The sequence below is a fragment of the Roseivivax sp. THAF30 genome (genome assembly GCF_009363575.1).
Classification (GTDB): Bacteria; Pseudomonadota; Alphaproteobacteria; order Rhodobacterales; family Rhodobacteraceae; genus Roseivivax; species Roseivivax halotolerans.
This window is the reverse complement of sequence record NZ_CP045389.1, coordinates 3431841-3450638: the sequence shown is the minus strand read 5'-3', so window position 1 is coordinate 3450638 and position 18798 is coordinate 3431841. Positions and strand designations below refer to the sequence as shown.

Annotated in this window: 18 protein-coding genes; 10 read left to right on the top strand and 8 right to left on the bottom strand. The window is 64.6% G+C overall.

Annotation, left to right across the window (positions count from 1 at the left end):
• Nucleotides 1–4: 4 nt before the first annotated feature.
• On the bottom strand, nt 5–592 hold the full coding sequence (gene rimP / locus FIU91_RS16720; RefSeq protein WP_093008865.1) for a ribosome maturation factor RimP: 588 nt from the start codon (nt 590–592) through the stop codon (nt 5–7).
• A gap of 315 nt (nt 593–907) precedes the next feature.
• Between rimP and FIU91_RS16715 the strand changes: the two genes are divergently transcribed.
• Nucleotides 908–2290 carry an NAD-dependent succinate-semialdehyde dehydrogenase gene (locus FIU91_RS16715; protein ID WP_152463337.1) on the top strand — a complete coding sequence of 461 codons (1383 nt, stop codon included), beginning with the start codon at nt 908–910 and terminating at the stop codon, nt 2288–2290.
• A 74-nt stretch (nt 2291–2364) separates the two neighbouring features.
• On the opposite strand, the gene FIU91_RS16710 is transcribed toward FIU91_RS16715, so the two are convergent.
• Nucleotides 2365–2967 carry an enoyl-CoA hydratase/isomerase family protein gene (locus FIU91_RS16710; RefSeq protein WP_152463336.1) on the bottom strand — a complete coding sequence of 201 codons (603 nt, stop codon included), beginning with the start codon at nt 2965–2967 and terminating at the stop codon, nt 2365–2367.
• Nucleotides 2964–3713, bottom strand: a complete 750-nt coding sequence (locus tag FIU91_RS16705; RefSeq protein ID WP_152463335.1) for an SDR family oxidoreductase — start codon at nt 3711–3713, stop codon at nt 2964–2966. Before FIU91_RS16705 ends, FIU91_RS16710 begins: the two co-directional genes overlap by 4 nt.
• A 135-nt stretch (nt 3714–3848) precedes the next feature.
• Between FIU91_RS16705 and FIU91_RS16700 the strand changes: the two genes are divergently transcribed.
• Nucleotides 3849–5369: a DUF2125 domain-containing protein gene (locus tag FIU91_RS16700; RefSeq protein ID WP_172975038.1), complete on the top strand. Its 1521-nt coding sequence runs from the start codon at nt 3849–3851 to the stop codon at nt 5367–5369.
• 18 nt (nt 5370–5387) lie between these two features.
• On the opposite strand, the gene FIU91_RS16695 is transcribed toward FIU91_RS16700, so the two are convergent.
• Together FIU91_RS16695 and FIU91_RS16690 are read right to left on the bottom strand one after the other, a co-directional pair.
• Nucleotides 5388–5861, bottom strand: a complete 474-nt coding sequence (locus tag FIU91_RS16695) for a GNAT family N-acetyltransferase (RefSeq protein ID WP_152463333.1) — start codon at nt 5859–5861, stop codon at nt 5388–5390.
• A 113-nt stretch (nt 5862–5974) separates the two neighbouring features.
• Nucleotides 5975–6955: a DNA topoisomerase IB gene (locus FIU91_RS16690; protein WP_152463332.1), complete on the bottom strand. Its 981-nt coding sequence runs from the start codon at nt 6953–6955 to the stop codon at nt 5975–5977.
• A gap of 123 nt (nt 6956–7078) precedes the next feature.
• Here FIU91_RS16690 and FIU91_RS16685 point away from each other — a divergent pair, with 123 nt between their 5' ends.
• The 3 genes from FIU91_RS16685 to FIU91_RS16675 all read left to right on the top strand — a co-directional run bounded on the left by FIU91_RS16685 (nt 7079) and on the right by FIU91_RS16675 (nt 11113).
• Nucleotides 7079–8551 (top strand): AMP nucleosidase, encoded by a 1473-nt coding sequence (locus tag FIU91_RS16685; protein ID WP_371418200.1) that lies wholly within the window; start codon nt 7079–7081, stop codon nt 8549–8551.
• A 127-nt stretch (nt 8552–8678) separates the two neighbouring features.
• Nucleotides 8679–8966, top strand: coding sequence for an HU family DNA-binding protein (locus FIU91_RS16680; RefSeq protein WP_093008857.1), 288 nt, complete (start codon nt 8679–8681; stop codon nt 8964–8966).
• Nucleotides 8967–9421: 455 nt separating this feature from the next.
• A complete protein-coding gene (locus FIU91_RS16675; RefSeq protein ID WP_152463331.1) occupies nt 9422–11113 on the top strand; it encodes a BCCT family transporter in 1692 nt (563 codons plus the stop codon).
• Here the strand turns inward: FIU91_RS16675 and FIU91_RS16670 are convergent.
• The 3 genes from FIU91_RS16670 to FIU91_RS16660 form a co-directional block, all read right to left on the bottom strand.
• The gene (locus tag FIU91_RS16670; RefSeq protein WP_254701992.1) at nt 11099–11800 is read right to left on the bottom strand and encodes a GNAT family N-acetyltransferase; all 702 of its coding nucleotides are present in this window, start codon (nt 11798–11800) and stop codon (nt 11099–11101) included. The genes FIU91_RS16675 and FIU91_RS16670 overlap by 15 nt on opposite strands.
• Nucleotides 11797–13191, bottom strand: coding sequence for an aspartate aminotransferase family protein (locus tag FIU91_RS16665; RefSeq protein ID WP_152463330.1), 1395 nt, complete (start codon nt 13189–13191; stop codon nt 11797–11799). The genes FIU91_RS16670 and FIU91_RS16665 overlap by 4 nt, the downstream gene beginning before the upstream one ends.
• A 75-nt stretch (nt 13192–13266) precedes the next feature.
• The gene (locus tag FIU91_RS16660) at nt 13267–14637 is read right to left on the bottom strand and encodes a multicopper oxidase family protein (RefSeq protein WP_152463329.1); all 1371 of its coding nucleotides are present in this window, start codon (nt 14635–14637) and stop codon (nt 13267–13269) included.
• 108 nt (nt 14638–14745) lie between these two features.
• Between FIU91_RS16660 and crcB the strand changes: the two genes are divergently transcribed.
• From crcB to FIU91_RS16635, 5 genes are all read left to right on the top strand, one after another.
• Nucleotides 14746–15123 carry a fluoride efflux transporter CrcB gene (crcB, locus tag FIU91_RS16655; RefSeq protein ID WP_093008853.1) on the top strand — a complete coding sequence of 126 codons (378 nt, stop codon included), beginning with the start codon at nt 14746–14748 and terminating at the stop codon, nt 15121–15123.
• The gene (locus FIU91_RS16650; RefSeq protein WP_152463328.1) at nt 15120–16163 is read left to right on the top strand and encodes an RluA family pseudouridine synthase; all 1044 of its coding nucleotides are present in this window, start codon (nt 15120–15122) and stop codon (nt 16161–16163) included. The genes crcB and FIU91_RS16650 overlap by 4 nt, the downstream gene beginning before the upstream one ends.
• Nucleotides 16160–16837, top strand: a complete 678-nt coding sequence (locus FIU91_RS16645) for an HAD-IA family hydrolase (protein ID WP_152463327.1) — start codon at nt 16160–16162, stop codon at nt 16835–16837. The genes FIU91_RS16650 and FIU91_RS16645 overlap by 4 nt, the downstream gene beginning before the upstream one ends.
• Nucleotides 16834–17553 (top strand): ATP12 family chaperone protein, encoded by a 720-nt coding sequence (locus FIU91_RS16640; RefSeq protein WP_152463326.1) that lies wholly within the window; start codon nt 16834–16836, stop codon nt 17551–17553. The genes FIU91_RS16645 and FIU91_RS16640 overlap by 4 nt, the downstream gene beginning before the upstream one ends.
• Before the next feature lie 190 nt (nt 17554–17743).
• Nucleotides 17744–18757 carry an amino acid ABC transporter substrate-binding protein gene (locus FIU91_RS16635; RefSeq protein WP_093008850.1) on the top strand — a complete coding sequence of 338 codons (1014 nt, stop codon included), beginning with the start codon at nt 17744–17746 and terminating at the stop codon, nt 18755–18757.
• Nucleotides 18758–18798: the final 41 nt, after the last annotated feature.

Here is an 18798-nt window from a genome sequence, read left to right as displayed (position 1 = left end):
CGTCTTACTCCTCCTCGGGGCCGCCATCATCGGCCAGGATTTCGTCAAATCGGGATTGGTCGAAGTCGTCGGGCTCGGTGCCCGCGTCCTTGCGCGCTTTCAGCATCTCGCGGATCAGCTCGTCGGTGAGGACGAGCTTGGCATCGGCGAGCCAGTCGAATTGCAGCCCCACCGTGCCTTCTTCGATATTGATGAGCACTTCGGAGCCCTCGACACCGGCCAGAACGCCCTTGAAGCGCTTGCGCCCGTCGATGAGGTCATGCGTTTCGAGCTTGGCCTCGTAACCCTCGAAGGTATCAAAATCCTTCAGGCGCGTCAGGGGGCGGTCGATACCGGGCGAGGAGACTTCGAGCGTATAGGCGTCGAGAATCGGATCTTCCACGTCGAGCACGGCGGAAACGGCCGTCGATATCTCGCCGCATTCATCGACTTCGATCCCGCCATCGGGGCGCTCGGCCATGATCTGCAAGAGCGGCGACTTGCCGCCCTGGAGACGCACGCGCACCAGCTCGAAGCCGAGATCCTCGATCACGGGGCCGGCGATCTCTGCGATCCGGCGGTCCATCGAGGTTTTTGCGATCAGGTCAGACATAAGGTCCTGCTTGGCGTAGTTTGGGACGCGGACACAAAAAAACGGGCCCGCGGCCCGTCATGTGATCCGGTGGGCGCCGGGTGTGGACCCCAGCGCGCCGCTGTTAGATTGGGATATACGGAGCTTGCCCCGAGTCTGCAAGGGGCAATGTATCGAGCGGTACAGCGGGAGGGAGCGAGGGGCCAGCCCCTCGCGCTCCCCGCGGGTATTTGGGCCAATCCAAAGAAAGGGGGCGTGGCGCGCCACATTCACGTGAGGATGGAAACCTGGTCGGCTGGTCGCGTTGAGCGGGGACTGATAATCAAGGAGCAGTACATGTCCGCCGACATTCAGACGATCAATCCGGCCAATGACGAACCGATTGCCGAATATTCCTACATGAGTGATGCCGAGGCGCGCGATGCCGTCGAGGCGTGCCACAACGCCTTTCTCGACTGGCGCCTCCAGAGCCTCGAGGCGCGCGCGGAGAAGATCCGCGCGGTCGGCCAGGCCTTGCGGGACAACAAGGAAGACTTCGCCCAGCTGATGACCCGCGAGGTCGGAAAACTCATTGGCGACAGCCGCGACGAGATCGAGCTATGCGCCGCGATCTGCGACTTCACTGCCGATAACGGCCCGAAAGAGCTCGCTGAGGAAGAGCGCGACATTCCGGGTGGCACGGGCGTGATCACCTACGCGCCGCTCGGCGTGATCTACGGTATCCAGCCTTGGAACTTCCCCTGTTACCAGGTGGTCCGCTATGCCATCGCGAACCTGATGGCAGGCAATGGCGTCCTGCTGAAGCACGCGGAGAACTGCACCGGCAGCGGCCTCTTCCTCGAGAATCTGATGCAGAAGGCGGGTTTGCCGGAGAACCTGTTCACCGTTCTGCGGATCAGCCACGAGCAATCCGACAAGGTCATCGAAAACGCTCGCGTGCGCGGCGTGACGCTCACCGGCAGCGATGGCGCAGGCCGCAAGGTGGCCGAGAAGGCCGCGTCGGTATTGAAGAAAAGCGTGCTCGAGCTCGGCTCGAACGATGCCTACCTGATCCTTGACGACGCCGACCTTGATCTCGCGGTCGACTCCTGTGTCGCGGGCCGGATCTACAATAACGGCGAGACCTGCGTGAATGCCAAGCGCTTCATCGTGACCGAGAAGAATTACGATGCCTTCGTCGAGCGCTTCTCGGAGAAGATGGGCGCGATCGAGACGGGCGACCCGTCGGACGAGACCACCAAGCTCGGGCCTATGGCGCGGATCGATTTGCGCGACGAACTGGCCGATCAGGTGAAGGACAGCGTCGCGAAGGGCGCGCGCGTTCTTTGCGGCGGCGAAGCACCGGACGGGCCGGGCGCGTTCTACCCCGCCACGGTTCTCGTCGACGTGGCACCCGGTCAGCCGGCCTATGACGACGAGCTCTTCGGTCCTGTCGCCTCGGTCATCAAGGCCAAGGATGACGAGGACGCGATGCGTATCGCGAATGATAGCCGCTACGGTCTCGGTGGCGGCATATTCTCGAAGGATGAGGACTATGCCCGCAAGCTCGCCGCGACCTATTTCGACACCGGCATGGTCTGCGTGAACGGGTTCAACGTGGCGATCCCCAACATGCCGTTCGGCGGCGTGAAGGATTCAGGCTATGGCCGCGAGCATGGCGGCTTCGGCATGAAGGAATTCGTCAACGCGAAGTCGGTCTACATGAAGAAGGCCGCGTAAGGCGGCCCAGGGCGAGTGGGGGCTCTGCCCCCACACCCCCGCGGTATTTGTCCCAACCCAAAGACAGGGCGGCGTCAGCCGATCATGGCCTTGATCGCGCTGGCATGGGAGGTGCCTGCAGCAAGCACATCGGCCACAAGCGCTTCCGCCTCCTTGGCGGGCGCGTCCACGATCCGGTCTACGAGACCCCAGCTCAGGGCTTCGCCTGCCGTGATCTTTTGCCCTGCCATCAGGATCATCTTCGCTCGCGCCGGCCCGATCAAAGCGGCAAGGCGCGCAGGATCAGAGGGTTGCGGCAGATAGCCGAGTTTCATCACCGGGTAGAAGAATTTCGCCTCGGACACGGCCAGGCGGATGTCGCAGGCGAGAACCATGCCCATCGCGCCGCCGGCGGCCGTGCCGTTCAGCGCGGCGATGGTGAGACCGGGATGGGCGGCAATGGCGCGCGACAGCCGCTCCCAATCGGGTGACACGGCCATGCCTGCCTTCGCGGCGTCGAGATCGGCACCGGCAGAGAAGACGCGGCCGGTGCCAGTCAGGATCAGCGCCGGTATCTCCTCTGCGGCTTCCGCGGCATCGGCGAGATCCGACAGCATCTCGGGCGTGAGCGCGTTGGCCTTGTCCGGGCGGTCGAGCGTGATGCGCCGGAGACCGCCGGCATCCTCGACACGGATCACGTGAGGCCGACCTTCGCGCGTATACCGGGATCGCGCAGCGAGATTTCGTCGCCTTTCCAGTCATCGGCCTCGGACCCGCACATCCACAGAAGCGCCTTGGCGACCCATTCGGGCGGGATGTGATCGGACCAGTCGAGCTTGCTGACCGGATTGACGCCGGACGCCTTGATCTCGCGCTGCATCTCGGTCGCCACCGTGCCGGGCGAGAGCGAGAGCGCGCGGATCCCCGCTTCGGAATTCTCCTTGTCGGCCATCCGCGTGAGCATCAGCGCGCCAGCCTTCGACGCACAATAATGCGACCATGCTTCGAGGGGCCCATGTGCCGCGCCGGAGCCGATCGTCAGGATCGTGCCGGAGCCTTGCGCGCGCATCACCGGCAGCGCGGCGCGCATGCCGTGAAAGACACCCTTGAGATTGATGTCGATGACATTGCCCCAGGCATCAGGGTCGGCGTCGGCCAGACGGGAGATCGGCTCGATCACGCCGGCATTGTTGATGACCACGTCGAGGCTTCCGAAGGTGCGGACGGTGTTCTCGACCGCTTGCTCGACTTCCCAGAAACGGGAGATGTCGCAGGGAATGGCGATGGCGTTCTCGCCGATCTCGCCCGCGATCTCGGCGATGCGGTCGGCGCTGCGAGCTATGAGGGCGACGCGCGCCCCTGCATTGGCGAATTCGCGCGCGGCGGCCTCGCCGATGCCGCGGCTCGCGCCGGTGATGAAAACGGCCTTGCCGGTCATGTCCATGGGAGGGCCTCCTGAAAAACGGATCGGGCAAAGGCGTAATCCGGCCGGCCCGGACGGTCCAGCCCCTTGACCTCTCACCGGGCAGGAAGGATGCTCCGGCCAACCGCAAGATCGCCCCGAGGGAAGGACATGCCCATGCAGACCGACCGCATTCGCCATATCGCCGGGGTCAGTGCCTTGGCTCTTGTCGCCTCCGGCGCGCCCGCGCTGGCCGACGTCACCCCAAGCGAGGTTTGGGACGGGTTTCGCAGCTATCTCGAGACATCGGGCTACGAGGTGACGGCCAATGTCTCCGAGAGCGGAGACGCGCTCACCGCCGCGGGCCTCGTGGCCCGGATGGACATGTCCGACAGCGATGGCAGCCTCGTCTGGGAAGGCGGCGACGTCACCTTCGCGGATCAGGGCGACGGCACGGTGCTCATCACATTCCCGGAGACCATGCCGATCACGGTCTCCTTCACCGAAGAGGGGCAGGAGACGGTCCTGTCACTCGATTACACGCATACGGACATGTCGCTTGTCGCCTCGGGGGATGACAGCGAGATGACCTACACGGTCGATGCGCCCGAGCTCGGCATCGTCCTGCGCGAGGTTTCGGTGGACGGCGAGGCCCTCCCTGACGATCAGGCTAGCGGTCAGGTCGCCTTCACCGCGATGAGCGGCGGCTTCGATCTCGTCTATTCCGATCCGATGACCTTCGATCAGGACATCCGGGCGGAGGAGATGAGCATCGACTTCAATTTCACCGATCCAGAGACCGGCGACACCGGCAGCTATTCGAACGCTCTGACGGGCGTTGCGATGACGGGCAGCGGCGCGGTGCCCGAGCTCGACGATCAGATGATGGCCGACGAGATGATCGAGGCGGGGCTCGACGTGACCGGCGAGATCGCCTTTGAAAGCGGGCAATCGCAACTGTCCGGCACGAGCGATGGCGCGCCGTTTGAAATGGCGTCGTCCTCGGGCGGCGGCAGCCTCACGGTATCGATGTCGGGAGCCGGGCTTGCCTACGGTGTCGCGGCGCAGGAGCTGCAATTCGACATTTCCTCGCCGGACGTGCCCTTCCCGATCTCGGCCTCCGCCGCGTCCACCGAAACGTCCCTGCTGATGCCGGTCACCGCGTCGGAGGAGCCGCAGGATTTCGAGGCGCTGATCCGGCTCGACGGGCTCGAAGTATCCGAGATGCTGTGGTCGATGTTCGACCCGCAAGGTAACCTGCCGCGGGATCCCGCGACTCTGGTGATCGATCTGTCGGGGCAGGCGACGCCGACGGCGAGCTTCTTCGATCCCGAGGCGATGGAAGCTTCGGGCGAGGCGCCTGCCGAGATCAACGCGGTCACGATCGACGAGCTGCGGCTCTCGGCGGCCGGTGCCGAACTGGCCGGCGAAGGGGCCTTCACCTTCGACAACGAGAACACCGAAGCCTTCGGCGGCATGCCCGCGCCTTCGGGAGAGGCCACGCTGAACCTGACCGGCGCGAATGCGCTCATCGACAGCCTGATCTCCATGGGTATCCTGTCGAACGAGGACGCGATGGGTGCGCGAATGATGATGTCGATGTTCACCGTGCCGGGTGACGGCGAGGACAGTCTGAGCTCGACGATCCGCGTGACCGAAGACGGCCAGGTTCTGGCCAACGGTCAGCGCATCCGCTGAAGCACGGGCGGGCCGGCCTCAGCCGGTCTGCCGCACTGCCTTCTCGAAGAACACATCCGGGTAGGGATCGCTGTTGAAACGCGGGATCTCGCGCCAGCCGGAATTTCGGTAGAGTCCGACCGCCTCTGGCAATGCGCTGTTCGTGTCGAGACGGAGCACCGAGATGCCGAGGCCGCACGCCCGGTCTTCGAGCGCGTCCATCAGGCGGCGGGCAAGCCCGGCACCGCGCGCCTCGGGCGAGACCCAGAGGCGCTTGACCTCTCCGATAACAGTTCCGTCGCCCTTGAGACCGACGCAGCCGAGATCGCGACCCTCGCGCGCGGCGATCAGGAAGCTGCCGAGCGGGGGCATCATCTGTAGCGCTTCGGGATCTGCAGAGAGCGTCACGTCGAAGCCGCCGTCGAAGCGGGCATCGAGTTCGGCGTAGTAACGCTGCAAACAGGCTAGCGCCTCGGGTGCGCGCGGATCGACCTCGCGGATCGTTATCGTCATGCCCGCAAGCCGGGCAGCTCGACGCCGCGCGCGGTTTTTCTTTCGCCCATCTGACCCTCCTGTCGCTGTCGAGATCAGAGGTTAGGTGGAGCGGCAGAGGAACGCCAGATGCGCTAGAGCAGGTTCAGAAGCCCCGCTTCCGACTGCCGGAGTCCGCGCGTCTCGGGAGCAGTCTCGATCAGGCGGCGACGCTCCGCGAGAGGTGTTTCCGCGAGTGCGATCACATCGGGATGGATGTAGCTCGATCGGCAGATCGCGGGCGTATTGTGCAGGCGCTCCGCAGCGGCTTCGGTCATGGATTTGATCGTCAGGCTCTCCTCGCGCATGGCGACCTCGAACGCGGTCACGGTGCCGTTCCACGTGCGGAAGGTCTTGGCGGTGATGGCATCGCTGTCCGTCTGCCCGGCGAGATAGGCGTTGACCTCCGCGGAGGTTACGGCGCGCGCGGTGCCGGTTTCGTCTTCCCAGGACACAAGCGTCGGCCCGCCCAGATCGTCGAGCCGGTCGAGCACGCGGTTCAGCGTCTGATCCCGCAGCTCCTTCTCCACGAGATCGCCGCCCTTGGCCCGATAGGTGAGGTGCACCTTTCCGCCTTCGAGCGACAGGTGACGGGGGCGCAGTGTCGTGGCACCGAATGTGCGGTTCTGCCGGGCGTAGTCGGGATTGCCGACCCGCAGGTTCGCCCGGTCGAGCAGTGCCAGGATCGCGGCGATGGCGAAGCTCTGATCGCCCGCCTCACCGTCGCGCAGGTTGCGCTGGATGCGTCGGCGGATCGACGGCAACGCGGTGCCGAATGCGCGTAGGTGATCGAATTTCTGCCGCGCCCGAAAGGCGGTCCAATCGGGGTGGTAGCGATATTGCTTGCGCGCCCGCGCATCCCGCCCCGTCGCCTGCAGATGGCCGAGCGGGTCGGGACACATCCAGACATCGGTATAGGCCGGCGGCACTGCCATCGCATCGAGCCGGGCGCGTTCCTTCTTGTCCGCGATCAGGGTGCCGTCGGGTGCGGTATAGCTCCAGCCACGTCCTCGCTTCCGGCGAGTGATGCCGGGGCGGTCGTCGGGGAAGTAAACGAGATCGGGGATGTTCTGCATCTGCGGCAAACCCCGGCGATCGGCCCGGGGTTCCGCCGATGACGATCAGCCTTGCTTGATCCCGCGATGCGCCGGTGTCAGTTTGCGCGCAATCGATCGCGTGAGGACAGGATGCAGGATTTCATGGGTGGTGTTGAACTGGTCACCCCGACAGTGCCGGAAGAGGCCACGTTCGACGACCCCGCCGCAGCGGTGGCGCGTCTTTGCGAGCTTTACGATATCGCAACCGGATTTTTGTGCGACCGCTTCCAGGCGGCGATGGAGGAGGGGCATCCGGGCGTGCGCTACCGGGCGTTCTATCCCGAGGTGCGTATCGCCACGGCGACCTTCGCCAAGGTCGACAGCCGGCTTGCCTTCGGACATGTCGCGGCGCCCGGCATGCATGCGACCTCGATCACCCGGCCGGATCTGTTCCGCGCCTATCTTGAGCAGCAGATCGGTCTTCTGATCGAGAACCACGGCGTTCCGGTTCGGATCGGCCTGTCGGCGACGCCGATGCCGGTGCACTTCGCCGTCTCCAGCCGCGCGGGCGTTACCGTCCCTCAGGAAGGCGCGGCGGATTTTATCCTGCGCGATGTCTTCGACGTGCCCGACCTCACGACAACGAACGACGATATCGTCAACGGCGTCGCCAAGGCGGCCGAGGACGGCACCGAGCCCCTCGCCCCGTTCACCGCACAGCGCGTGGATTACTCGCTCGCCCGTCTCGCGCATTACACCGCCACGGACCCGGCGCACTTTCAGAACCACGTGCTTTTCACGAACTACCAGTTCTATGTGACGGAGTTCGAAGCCTATGCCCGTGCCGCGCTCGCCGATCCGGAAAGCGGGTATACGAGCTTCGTTGCGACGGACAACCACGAGATCACGACGCCCGACGGCGATCTGCCCCTATCACCAAAGATGCCGCAGATGCCGACCTATCACCTCAAGCGTGCAAACGGGTCGGGTATCACCCTGGTGAACATCGGAGTCGGTCCGTCGAACGCCAAGACCGCCACGGACCATATCGCGGTTCTGCGTCCACATGCCTGGATCATGGTCGGGCATTGCGCGGGGCTTCGGAATTCGCAGTCGCTCGGCGATTTCGTGCTGGCCCACGCCTATCTCCGCGAGGACCGCGTGCTCGACGACGATCTGCCGGTCTGGGTGCCGATCCCGGCGCTCGCCGAGATCCAGACCTCTCTCGAGGAGGCGGTGGCGACCGAGACGGAACTCAAGGGCTACGATCTCAAACGCATCATGCGGACCGGCACTGTCGCCAGCGTCGACAACCGCAACTGGGAGCTGCGCGACAAACATGGGCCGGTTCAGCGTCTCAGCCAGAGCCGTGCCATCGCGCTCGACATGGAAAGCGCGACCATCGCGGCAAACGGCTTCCGCTTCCGCGTGCCCTACGGCACGCTTCTCTGCGTTTCGGACAAGCCCTTGCACGGAGAACTCAAGCTGCCGGGCATGGCGTCGGACTTCTACCGGACACAGGTTGCCCGCCACCTGATGATCGGCATACGCGCGATGGAGATCCTCCGCGAGATGCCCCTCGCCCGCGTGCACAGCCGAAAGTTGCGTAGTTTCGATGAAACGGCCTTCCTTTGACGGCGTGTAATGCTAAAAAAGAGCTTGTTTTGTTGGGGAAAGCGAACCCTAATTGTTGTGTTCTCACGCAATATGCGGTTCATATAACGTATTGAGCCCCCAATAGGGGATGACGAAGGAGACAGGAATGGCGAAGCCGATGACCAAGAGCCAGCTCGTGACCGCGCTGGCAGAAGAGATGGACAGCGACAAGAAGACCGCGACGGCCGCGCTCGACTCGCTGGTGAATATCATCACGCGCGAAGTGTCCGGCGGCGGTGCCGTGACGCTCCCCGGTGTCGGCAAGTTCTACTGCCGCGAGCGCCCCGAGCGCATGGTCCGCAACCCCGCGACCGGCGAGCAGTTCAAGAAAGAGGCTGACAAGCAGGTCAAGGTGACCGTTGCAAAGGCCCTCAAGGACAGCGTGAACGACTGATCGGCGTTACGCGCCGAGCAAGCTGAAGGCCGTGCCACCGGGCGCGGCCTTTTGCGTTTGGGTCGCCTGAAACATCGCATCCTCGGTGAAGATGCGTGTTTCGTTCGGCGGCGGGTATCGGCTGACGCAACGCGAGAGCCCGGACTGCCTGATCCCTCCTTGGCGAATGTGCGGGCCCGCTCATCCTGTTCGCTATCCCGAAAACGCGGCTGGCAAAGGCTTTCAGTGTAGGCCGTGTCTTCATCGCGGCGTCATCGCCAAACGGTCCAACGACCGGCCGGGCTCGTTGAAATGGCGAATTTGCAGCCCGAGACACGGGCCGGTGCGACAAAAGGCTCCCCGCGTAGATCTTGAAATTCGCTGAACTCTAACGGGAACCAAATCTGTTTCCGTGGCGTAAGACTTTATCACTCACTCCAAAGTGGCGGGCGGTTCCGCCGCAGGAAGGATGTGCGATGGAATCCCTCGCCCGCCGTTTCGGTCTCAGGACCGACCCGACTATTTTCTTTTTCTCAGCTATTTTCATGGTGGTCTTCGCCCTGGCGCTGATCATCGCTCCAGGTCCGATCGGATCCGCCTTCGAAGCGGCGCGCGCCTGGATCGTCACCAATCTCGGCTGGTTCTTCGTACTTGGCGTGAATGTCTGGCTTGGCTTCCTGATCTGGGTCGCCTCATCGCGGTACGGGCATATTCGCCTTGGCGGGCGAAATTCGAGGCCGGAATATACGTTCGTGTCTTGGTTCACGATGCTCTTCGCGGGCGGGATCGGGACCGTTCTGATGTTCTGGGGCGTGGCCGAGCCGATGAGCCATTTCGCGACGCCACCGCTGCCTGGCGTCGAGGCGCATTCACCCGAGGCCGCGCAGGACGCGATCTCAATCGCGCTCTATCACCTCGGGCTTCACACCTGGACGATCTTCACGCTTCCGGGCCTCGCCTTTGCCTATTTCATCTATCGCTACAAGCTGCCGGTCCGCGTGAGCTCGGTGTTCTATCCGCTTCTCGGTGACAAGATTTCCGGGCCGATCGGCAAGACCATCGACGTCGTCGCGATCCTCGGCACGCTGTTCGGCGTCGCCGTCTCGCTTGGTCTCGGCTCCAGCCAGGTCGCTGCGGGCCTTAATGAGCTTTTCGGAACCGGTGACGGGCCGTTCGTGCAGATCCTCATCATCGTTGCGCTGACCGCAGTTGCGGTCGGCTCGATCGTGGCGGGCCTCGACAGCGGCGTTAAGCTTTTGTCGAACATCAATATCGGCATGGCGGTAGCCCTGATGATATTCGTCCTTGTGACCGGATCGACCCTGTTCCTGTTGCGCGGGATCGTGGAGACCGCAGGGCTCTACCTGCACAACCTGCCGCGTCTCGCGTTCTGGAACGACATGCTGTCCGATGTGCGGCCCGATACGGATGAATGGGGCTGGCAGGGTTCCTGGACGGTCTTCTATTGGGCCTGGACCGTGACCTGGTCGCCGTTCATGGGCCTTTTCGTGGCGCGTATCTCGAAAGGCCGGACGATCCGCGAATTCGTGCTCGGCGTCCTTCTGGCACCGTCGCTCTTCACGCTGATCTGGTTCGCGATCTTCGGCTGGCAGGCGATGGAGCTCGACGGCATCGGCGCCGCAGCGCGCGATCAGATGGGCGACGCGGCCGGTCAATTGTCGGAGGCGGTGTCTAACTCTATCCCGCTGGCGATGTTCGCCTTTTTCGAGAACTTCCCGTTCACGACGCTGATCCAGGGCTTTGCGGTCATCATCGTGGCGATCTTCTTCGCCACCTCGTCGGACTCCGCATCGCTCGTCGTGGATATGCTCTGCACCGGCGAGGCCCATGCCGGCCCCGTTCAGCAGCGTCTGTTCTGGGGTATCTCGGAAGGGACCATCGCGGTGCTGCTCATCATGCTGGCGGGTGAAGCGGGCCTGACAGCCTTGCAGCAGGTCATCACCGTGGTCGGGCTCCCGATCTTCTGCCTGGTGTTCATGATGATCCCGTCGCTCGCGATCGGGCTGGCGGCAGAGGATATCGACTACATCACCGTGGGCACACGGCCGACAGCGGAGGATCTGCACGGCGAGGGCGCAACCTTGCCGACGACCGACCGCATCGACGGCAGGCGCGACGGGGGCGCAGAACCGTCACCGGCGGAATAGATCGGAGAGGGGCGTCATTTGGCGCCCCTTTTCATCGAAATTTCCCGGATCCAGCCAGGCGGTGAGGCCGCGCTTGATCCGGGGCCATTCCTGATCGAGGATCGAGAACCACGCCGTATCACGGTTGCGCCCTTTCACGACGGTCGCCTGTCGGTGCGTTCCCTCATAGGTGAAGCCCAGCCGTTCGGCTGCCGCACGCGACGGCGCGTTCAGCGCATCGCATTTCCACTCATAGCGCCGGTATCCCAGTTCATCGAAGGCGCGCGTCATCATCAGCGCCATTGCCTCGGTAGACATGATCGTCCGCTGAAGGCGCGGCGAGAAGCTGATCCAGCCGACCTCGATACTGGCCGCTTCGGGGTTGATCCTGAGGTAACTGGCGGTGCCCAAGGGCTGCCCGTCGCCGTCCAGAACCGTATAGAACTGGGGGTCGTCGCTCTCGGCCATCTCCTCGAGCCGGGCGCGCATCTCCGCAGCGTCACGCGGAGCAGGATTCGGCAGGTAGGTCCAGTTCCGCCCGTCTCTATCCTCCGCATAGGCTGCGAAAAGTGCCTCCGCGTGGTCCGGGACGGACGGCATCAAGGCACAGGTTCGGCCTTGCATCGGTTCTCGCGGCGGACGCGGCCGGGGCAGGGCGATCTCGACCTTGTCCCCGACCGGCTGGCCGAACGTGTTCGCCTCGCTCACCCGAAGACGCGGCTCAGCGCGCCGTCCACGCCCTCGATGATCTCGTCGATATCGTCCTTCTTGGCGATCAGCGCTGGCGAGAAGCAGAGCGTGTTGTTCTTGCCGGGCACGGAGCGGTTCGTCGCGCCGATGATCAGGCCCTGCTTCATGCAGTCGCCGACGACGGCTTTGACGCGGGCTTCCTCGGCCGGCTCTTTCGTGTCGCGGTCAGTGACAAGCTCGGCACCGAGAAACAGACCCTTGCCGCGCACATCGCCGATGATGCGGTGCTTGTCCTTCAGCTCGTTCAGGCGGCCGAGCATGTAGTCGCCCATCCGCGTCGTGTTCTCGAGCAGATCCTCGCGCTCGATGATCGCCATGTTCTCGAGCGCGGCGGCGGGACCGGCAGTACATCCCCCGAAGGTGGAGATGTCGCGGAAGTAATCCATGGGATCGGTCTCGTCCGACTTGAAGAGATCGAAGACCGCCTCCGTCGTCGTCAGGCAGGCAATCGCCGCGTATCCCGAGGCGACGCCCTTGGCCATCGTGACCATGTCTGGCTCGACCCCGTAATGCTGGTAGCCGAACCAATGCGTTCCGGTGCGCCCGACGCCGCAGACGACCTCATCGATATGCAGAAGGATGTCGTACTTGCGGCAGATCTCCTGCACGCGGGGCCAGTAGCCTTCGGGCGGGGCGATAACGCCGCCGCCTGCGGTGACTGGCTCGAGGCAGAGCGCGCCCACCGTGTCCGGACCTTCGCGCAGGATAACTTCCTCGATCTGGTTCGCGGCCCACTCGCCGTAATTCTCGACCGGTGCGCCGTCCTGTTCGTGGCGGCGATACTCGAGGCAATGCGGAACCCGCACGAAACCCGGCGCGAAGGGGCCGTATTGCGCGTTGCGCTCGTCCTGCCCGCCGGCCGAAAGACAGCCGATCGTGGTGCCGTGGTAGTCGCGGTCGCGGAAAAGGATCTTGTGCTTCTTGCCGCCATAGCGCTTGTGCGCGATCTGGCGGACCATCTTGAAGGCCTTCTCGTTCGCCTCGCTGCCTGAGTTGCAGTAATAGACCCGGCTCATGCCCGGCATCTTCTCGATGAGCTTCTCGGCGAACAATGCGCCCGGCACAGTGCCCGCCGCGCCTGCGAAGTAGTTCATCTTGCAGAGCTGCTCGTAGACAGCGCGCGCGATTTCCTCGCGTCCGTAGCCCACGTTCACTGTCCAGACCGCGCCAGAGACGGCGTCGAGATGTTCCTTGCCGTTCTGGTTCCAGACCCGCATCCCCTTGCCCTCGATGAGGATATTGGGGTCCGATGTCTCCCACGGCTTGTGCTGGCTCAGGTGATGCCAGACATGCGCCTTGTCGGCGGTGACGATGTGCGACAGGTCGTTCGCGCTCAGAGTGCCGTCCATGGGGAGCCTCCCGGCTGGCAGAATTTGATCAATTGATAAAACGTGGCCGAAGCCGCCGAGTCTTGCAAGACCTGCTCAGCCGGTCACGCGGATGAAGGTGCCCATCCCTGCCGCGTGATGCCCGAGCATGTGGCAATGAAAGAGCCAGTCGCCGGGATTGTGCGCGGCGAAGGCAAGTTCCTTGGTCTCGCCTTGCGCCAAGAGGATGGTGTCGCGCAGCGGCCCGAGTGCGCCATCCGGCAATACTTCGGCGAAATGCATGCCATGAAGATGCATCGCGTGCGGAAAGGCGGTGTCGTTGACGATGCCGAGCCGCACGCTTTGACCGCGCGAAACTTCGAGAAGAGGCAGCATGTCCCGGCCCACCTGACCGTTCAACGCCCAGAACAGACCCTTTTCGGCCAGCTGGCGCCCCGTGAGCACTTCACCAAGATGCATCGCCTCGGAGAGACCGCGCATCGCGCCGCCTTCCATCAGAACGCGCTGCGGAACCGCATTCGCAAGGTCGATGGGGAAGTCAGGGTTGGGCGGCAAAGCCGCGGGTGGCTCTCTGCGCGCGCGGGTGCCCGAGCCGATGCGGAAGCTCGCCTGCGCGTAGCCGCCCGTCCGGTCGAAATGCAAAAGGAAGGCTTCGTCCTCACCCATGACATCGACGATGAGATCCATGCGCTGCGCCGGGGCGAGCGTGAGCGTGTCGAGCGCCGCCTCGGGTTCGGCGAGGGGCATCCCGTCAAGCGCCACGATCCAGCCGGCGAGCCCGTAAAGTCCGAGCTCGAAAATTCGCGCGTTCGAGGCGTTGATGAGGCGCAGGCGCAGCCGATCGTGCCGACGGACTTGGTACTCTGCCTGAGGCCGACCGTTGGTCAGGATGACGTTGCCGATCCGCCCGGCATGAGAGCGATCGTGCATATTGTCGAAATCGGGCACGATCTGGGCATCGTCCCCGATCCGGATGTCGTCGATCACGAGCGTGATGTCCGCGTCGACCTCTGGGGGATCGGTCTCTTCGACGACGAGAGCGCCATACAGGCCGCGCTCGACCTGCTCCACGCTCTGCGCGTGCGAATGATACCAGTATGTCCCGGCATCCGGCAGCACGAAGTCGTAATCGAACCCCGTGCCCGGCAGGATCGGATCTTGGGTGACGCCAGGCACGCCATCCATCGCGTTGTCGATGCGGATGCCGTGCCAATGCACCGCGGTTGGCGTCTCGAGCCGGTTCTCCACGCGCCAGGCGAAGCGCTCGCCCTGCGCGAAGCGTAGCTCGGGGCCGGGAAAGCTGCCGTTGAAGGTCCAGAGCGCCGTATCGGAATATCCCTCGGGCGCGATCTGCACGCGGCTCGCACCCGCTTCGAGCACGGGCAGTGCGGCACGCACCCCTCGTGGCAGGGCGGGAATCGTCCCGGCTGCGCCTAGGGCCTGGAGGAAGAAGCGACGTGACAGCATGAGGGTAACTCCGATTGCCGGATCACCATACAGTTGGCCGGGGGCGGATGAAACGCAGCGCAGCCCTCGCGCCTTGACAAGTCCGAGAGAAGCGGCGAAGCGCGATCCATGACAGGCACGCTCATCCAGGTGGCACTCGGCGGCGCTCTGGGCGCGACGGCCCGGTACCTGACCGGGCTGGCTGCGGTCCGCGCGCTCGGTCCTGGCCTGCCCTGGGGCACGCTGATCGTGAATATCGCGGGCTCGTTCCTGATGGGCATCCTCGTCGTGATGCTGGCGCAATTCGGCAGCAACCGCTTCGCGCCCTTCCTGATGACCGGGCTTCTTGGCGGGTTCACCACGTTTTCGGCCTTCTCGCTCGATGCGGTATCGCTCTATGAGCGGGGCGCGGTGGGCGCGGCGGCCTTGTATGTCTCGGCTTCGGTCGTGCTGTCCCTCGCGGCGATCGCCGCGGGCCTGATCCTGGCTAGGAGCATTGTGCAATGAGCGGCGTACAGACCATCGCGGTCGGACCTGGCGACGGCGACCAGAGGCTCGATCGCTGGCTCAAGCGGCTCTTCCCGCACCTCGCGCAGGGGCGGATCGAGAAGATGTGCCGCAAGGGCGAGCTGCGCGTCGACGGCGGCCGGGTGAAGGCCAACCATCGCCTCGAAGTCGGGGCGGAAGTCCGCATCCCGCCGATCCCGGAGCCCGGCGAGGTCAAGTCGCGCCCCAAGCCCACCGTGTCGGATGCCGATGCGGAGATGATCCGGGCCTGCGTTTTGTTCCGCGATGAGCACATCATTGCGCTCAACAAGCCGCCGGGACTGCCCACGCAGGGCGGCTCGAAGCAGACCAAGCACGTGGACGGGCTCGCCGAGGCGCTGCGCTTCGGGCTCGATGAGAAGCCGCGCCTTGTGCACCGGCTCGACAAGGACACGTCGGGCGTTCTCCTGCTGGCGCGGACGCGGGAGGTCGCGAAGGATCTGACCGCCGCCTTCCGGGCGCGCGAGACGCGCAAGATCTACTGGGCCGCCGTCGCAGGCGTGCCGGCCCCGCGCATGGGCACGATCCAGATGGGCCTCGTGAAAGCCCCAGGTCACGGCAAGGGCGGCGAAGGCGAGAAGATGCTGCCCGTCCATCCCGACGAGGTGAAGACCACCGAAGGCGCGAAGAACGCGACGACCGATTACGCGGTCCTGTCCGAGCTTGGCAAACGCGCCGCCTGGGTGGCGCTTGTGCCGGTGACGGGACGCACGCACCAGTTGCGCGCGCATATGGCGGCGCTGGGCCATCCCATCGTCGGAGACGGCAAATACGGCGGCTCGGGGCAGGAAAACCTTGGCGATGGCTGGGGCGCGCAGCTTGGCGGAGAGATCAGCCGAAAGCTGCACCTTCACGCGCGGGCGCTGAGTATCACGCATCCGGTGACCGGTATCCGCCTGAACATCACGGCGCCCTTGCCCGAGCACATGGAAAAAACCTGGGATTACGTCGCCTGGGACGCGCGCGACGTGCCGACCGATCCTTTCGCGGAGGATGGATGAGCAGCGATCTGCGGCTCGTCGTCTTCGATGTCGATGGCACGCTCGTCGACAGCCAGGCCGATATCGTTGGCGCGATGGGCGATGCCTTCGCCGCCGTGGGCCGTTCCGCCCCGGCGCGCGCGGAGATCCTTGGCATTGTCGGTCTGTCCTTGCCCGAGGCCATCGCGCGTCTTTCGGGCGCGGATGGTGACAGGCTCGCCGCGATGGTGGCGGCCTACAAGGACAGCTACGCCGCGCGCCGCGCTGCGGCCGGATCGGCGGCGAGTTCGCCTCTCTATCCGGGTGTGTCCGAGGTGCTGGACGATATACACGCCGTCCCGCACTGGCTGATGGGCGTCGCCACCGGCAAGTCGCGTCGGGGTCTCGACGCACTCCTGACGAGCATGGGGCTCTCGGGGCGTTTCGTGACCGAGCAGGTCGCCGACGATCACCCGTCCAAGCCCCATCCCGCGATGCTTTATGCCGCGCTGGCGGAGACGGGCCTCGACCCGGAGAACGCGGTCATGGTGGGCGATACCGAATACGATATGGAAATGGCCCGCGCCGCCGGGCTGGTTTTCATCGGCGTCACCTGGGGGTATCACCCGCGCAAACGCCTTGCGGGCGCTGACTATCTGATCGATGAGATCGGCGCGCTGCCCGGGCTATTGAACGAGATATGGAGCGAGCGATGAGCAGCGGATGGGCGATGCGGCGCTTCTGGAGCGCAGCCGAAGCCGAGGAGGTGGCGGGCGGCTACCGCGTGACCCTCGACGGCAAGCCGGTTCGCACGCCAGCAAAGGCGCAGCTTCTCTTGCCGACACGCGACTACGCCGCGGCGATTGCCGAGGAGTGGCAGGCGCAGGATGAGACGATCGACCCGACTTCCATGCCGATGACGCGCAGCGCGAATGCCGCGATCGACAAGCTGTCGGTGCAGCATGCCGAGGTTGCGGACATGCTTGCCGATTACGGGGACAGCGACCTTCTGTGCTACCGCGCGGACAGCCCCGAAGAGCTGGTCTTGCGCCAGGCGGAAACCTGGGATCCCTATCTCGACTGGGCCGCGTCTCGCTATGACGCACGGCTCGAGCCGCGCACGGGGCTGATGCACAGGCCGCAAGACCCCACGGCGCTGGAGCGGCTGAGGTCGGAGGTTCATGCGATGGACATTTTCGGTCTCGCCGCCTTTCACGATCTTGTCTCGCTGACTGGCTCGCTCGTTCTCGGGCTTGCGGCGACCGCCAAGCAGGATGCCGAGGCGATCTGGTCAGCCTCGCGACTCGACGAGGATTGGCAGGCGGAGCTTTGGGGCGCGGATGAGGAGGCGACGGAGCTTGCAGAGCTCAAGAGACAGAGCTTTTTCGATGCGATCCGGGCCTGGCGTCTGTCCCGCCTGGGGCGCGCATAAAGCCTGCACGCGCTTTAGGCACACACTTCCCCATGCCTGTTTTCAAGGCAGTTTGGGTTGACCTCACCGGAAGAATCCGACCAAAGTTTCACATGCTGAGCGCAATGCCGTTCAAGCTACCGGAAAAGTTCGGCCGATTCAGGTCGACTCAACCGCTTCAATCAGGGGCGGACAACAGGAAGAGGTAAGTATGAAAAAGACCGTATTTCTTGGCGCGTTGACCGTTGCCGGCCTTGCTGCCGGTGCCGCCAGCGCCCAGACGCTGAATGACGTGCAAGATCGCGGGACGCTGAACTGCGGTGTCACGACCGGCCTTGTCGGCTTCGCGGCACCCGACGCCAACGGCGAGTGGGACGGCTTCGACGTCGCCGTCTGCCGCGCTGTTGCCGCAGCCGTTCTGCAAGACCCGACCGCTGTCGAGTTCGTGCCGACCACCGGCAAGACACGCTTTACGGCGCTGTCCTCCGGCGAGATCGACATGCTCGCACGGAACACGACCTGGACCTTCACCCGCGACAACGACCTCAACTTCGAGTTCGTGGGCATCAACTATTATGACGGTCAGGGCTTCATGGTTCCGAAGGCGCTCGGCGTCTCCTCGGCGACCGAGCTTGCGGGGGCGACCGTCTGCATCCAGACGGGCACCACGACCGAGCTGAACCTCGCGGACTACTTCCGCCGGAACAACATGGAATACACGCCGGTTCCGATCGAGACCAACGCAGAGGCGCAGCAGCAGTACCTTGCCGGTGCCTGCGACGTCTACACCACCGACGCGTCCGGCCTCGCCGCGACCCGCGCTGCGTTCGAGAATCCGGGCGACCACGTCGTTCTGCCGGAAATCATCTCGAAAGAGCCGCTGGGTCCGCTCGTCCGCCACGGCGACAACGAGTGGGGCGATATCGTCCGCTGGACCCTCAACGCACTGATCGCGGCCGAGGAATACGGCATCACGTCGACCAACCTCGACGAGATGGCGCAGAACGGTGGCCCGGAAGTGAAGCGGATCCTCGGCACCGAGGGCAACCTCGGCGAGATGATCGGCCTTGACGCGGAATGGGCACGCCGTGCCATCGGCGCAGGCGGCAACTACGGTGAGCTCTTCGCCCGCCATATCGGCGAGTCGACCCCGATCGGCCTGTCGCGCGGTCTGAACGCACAGTGGACCGATGGTGGCCTGCTCTACGCACCGCCGTTCCGCTAAGACACTCCAGCAAGGGGCGCGGCACTCCCGCGCCCCTTCGC

Coding starts and splice junctions, on each gene's coding strand:
- rimP (WP_093008865.1), bottom strand. CDS start 592: ATGTCTGACCTGATCGCAAAAACCTCGATGGACCGCCGGATCGCAGAG.
- FIU91_RS16715 (WP_152463337.1), top strand. CDS start 908: ATGTCCGCCGACATTCAGACGATCAATCCGGCCAATGACGAACCGATT.
- FIU91_RS16705 (WP_152463335.1), bottom strand. CDS start 3,713: ATGGACATGACCGGCAAGGCCGTTTTCATCACCGGCGCGAGCCGCGGC.
- FIU91_RS16700 (WP_172975038.1), top strand. CDS start 3,849: ATGCAGACCGACCGCATTCGCCATATCGCCGGGGTCAGTGCCTTGGCT.
- FIU91_RS16695 (WP_152463333.1), bottom strand. CDS start 5,861: ATGACGATAACGATCCGCGAGGTCGATCCGCGCGCACCCGAGGCGCTA.
- FIU91_RS16690 (WP_152463332.1), bottom strand. CDS start 6,955: ATGCAGAACATCCCCGATCTCGTTTACTTCCCCGACGACCGCCCCGGC.
- FIU91_RS16685 (WP_371418200.1), top strand. CDS start 7,079: ATGGGTGGTGTTGAACTGGTCACCCCGACAGTGCCGGAAGAGGCCACG.
- FIU91_RS16680 (WP_093008857.1), top strand. CDS start 8,679: ATGGCGAAGCCGATGACCAAGAGCCAGCTCGTGACCGCGCTGGCAGAA.
- FIU91_RS16675 (WP_152463331.1), top strand. CDS start 9,422: ATGGAATCCCTCGCCCGCCGTTTCGGTCTCAGGACCGACCCGACTATT.
- FIU91_RS16665 (WP_152463330.1), bottom strand. CDS start 13,191: ATGGACGGCACTCTGAGCGCGAACGACCTGTCGCACATCGTCACCGCC.
- FIU91_RS16660 (WP_152463329.1), bottom strand. CDS start 14,637: ATGCTGTCACGTCGCTTCTTCCTCCAGGCCCTAGGCGCAGCCGGGACG.
- crcB (WP_093008853.1), top strand. CDS start 14,746: ATGACAGGCACGCTCATCCAGGTGGCACTCGGCGGCGCTCTGGGCGCG.
- FIU91_RS16650 (WP_152463328.1), top strand. CDS start 15,120: ATGAGCGGCGTACAGACCATCGCGGTCGGACCTGGCGACGGCGACCAG.
- FIU91_RS16645 (WP_152463327.1), top strand. CDS start 16,160: ATGAGCAGCGATCTGCGGCTCGTCGTCTTCGATGTCGATGGCACGCTC.
- FIU91_RS16640 (WP_152463326.1), top strand. CDS start 16,834: ATGAGCAGCGGATGGGCGATGCGGCGCTTCTGGAGCGCAGCCGAAGCC.
- FIU91_RS16635 (WP_093008850.1), top strand. CDS start 17,744: ATGAAAAAGACCGTATTTCTTGGCGCGTTGACCGTTGCCGGCCTTGCT.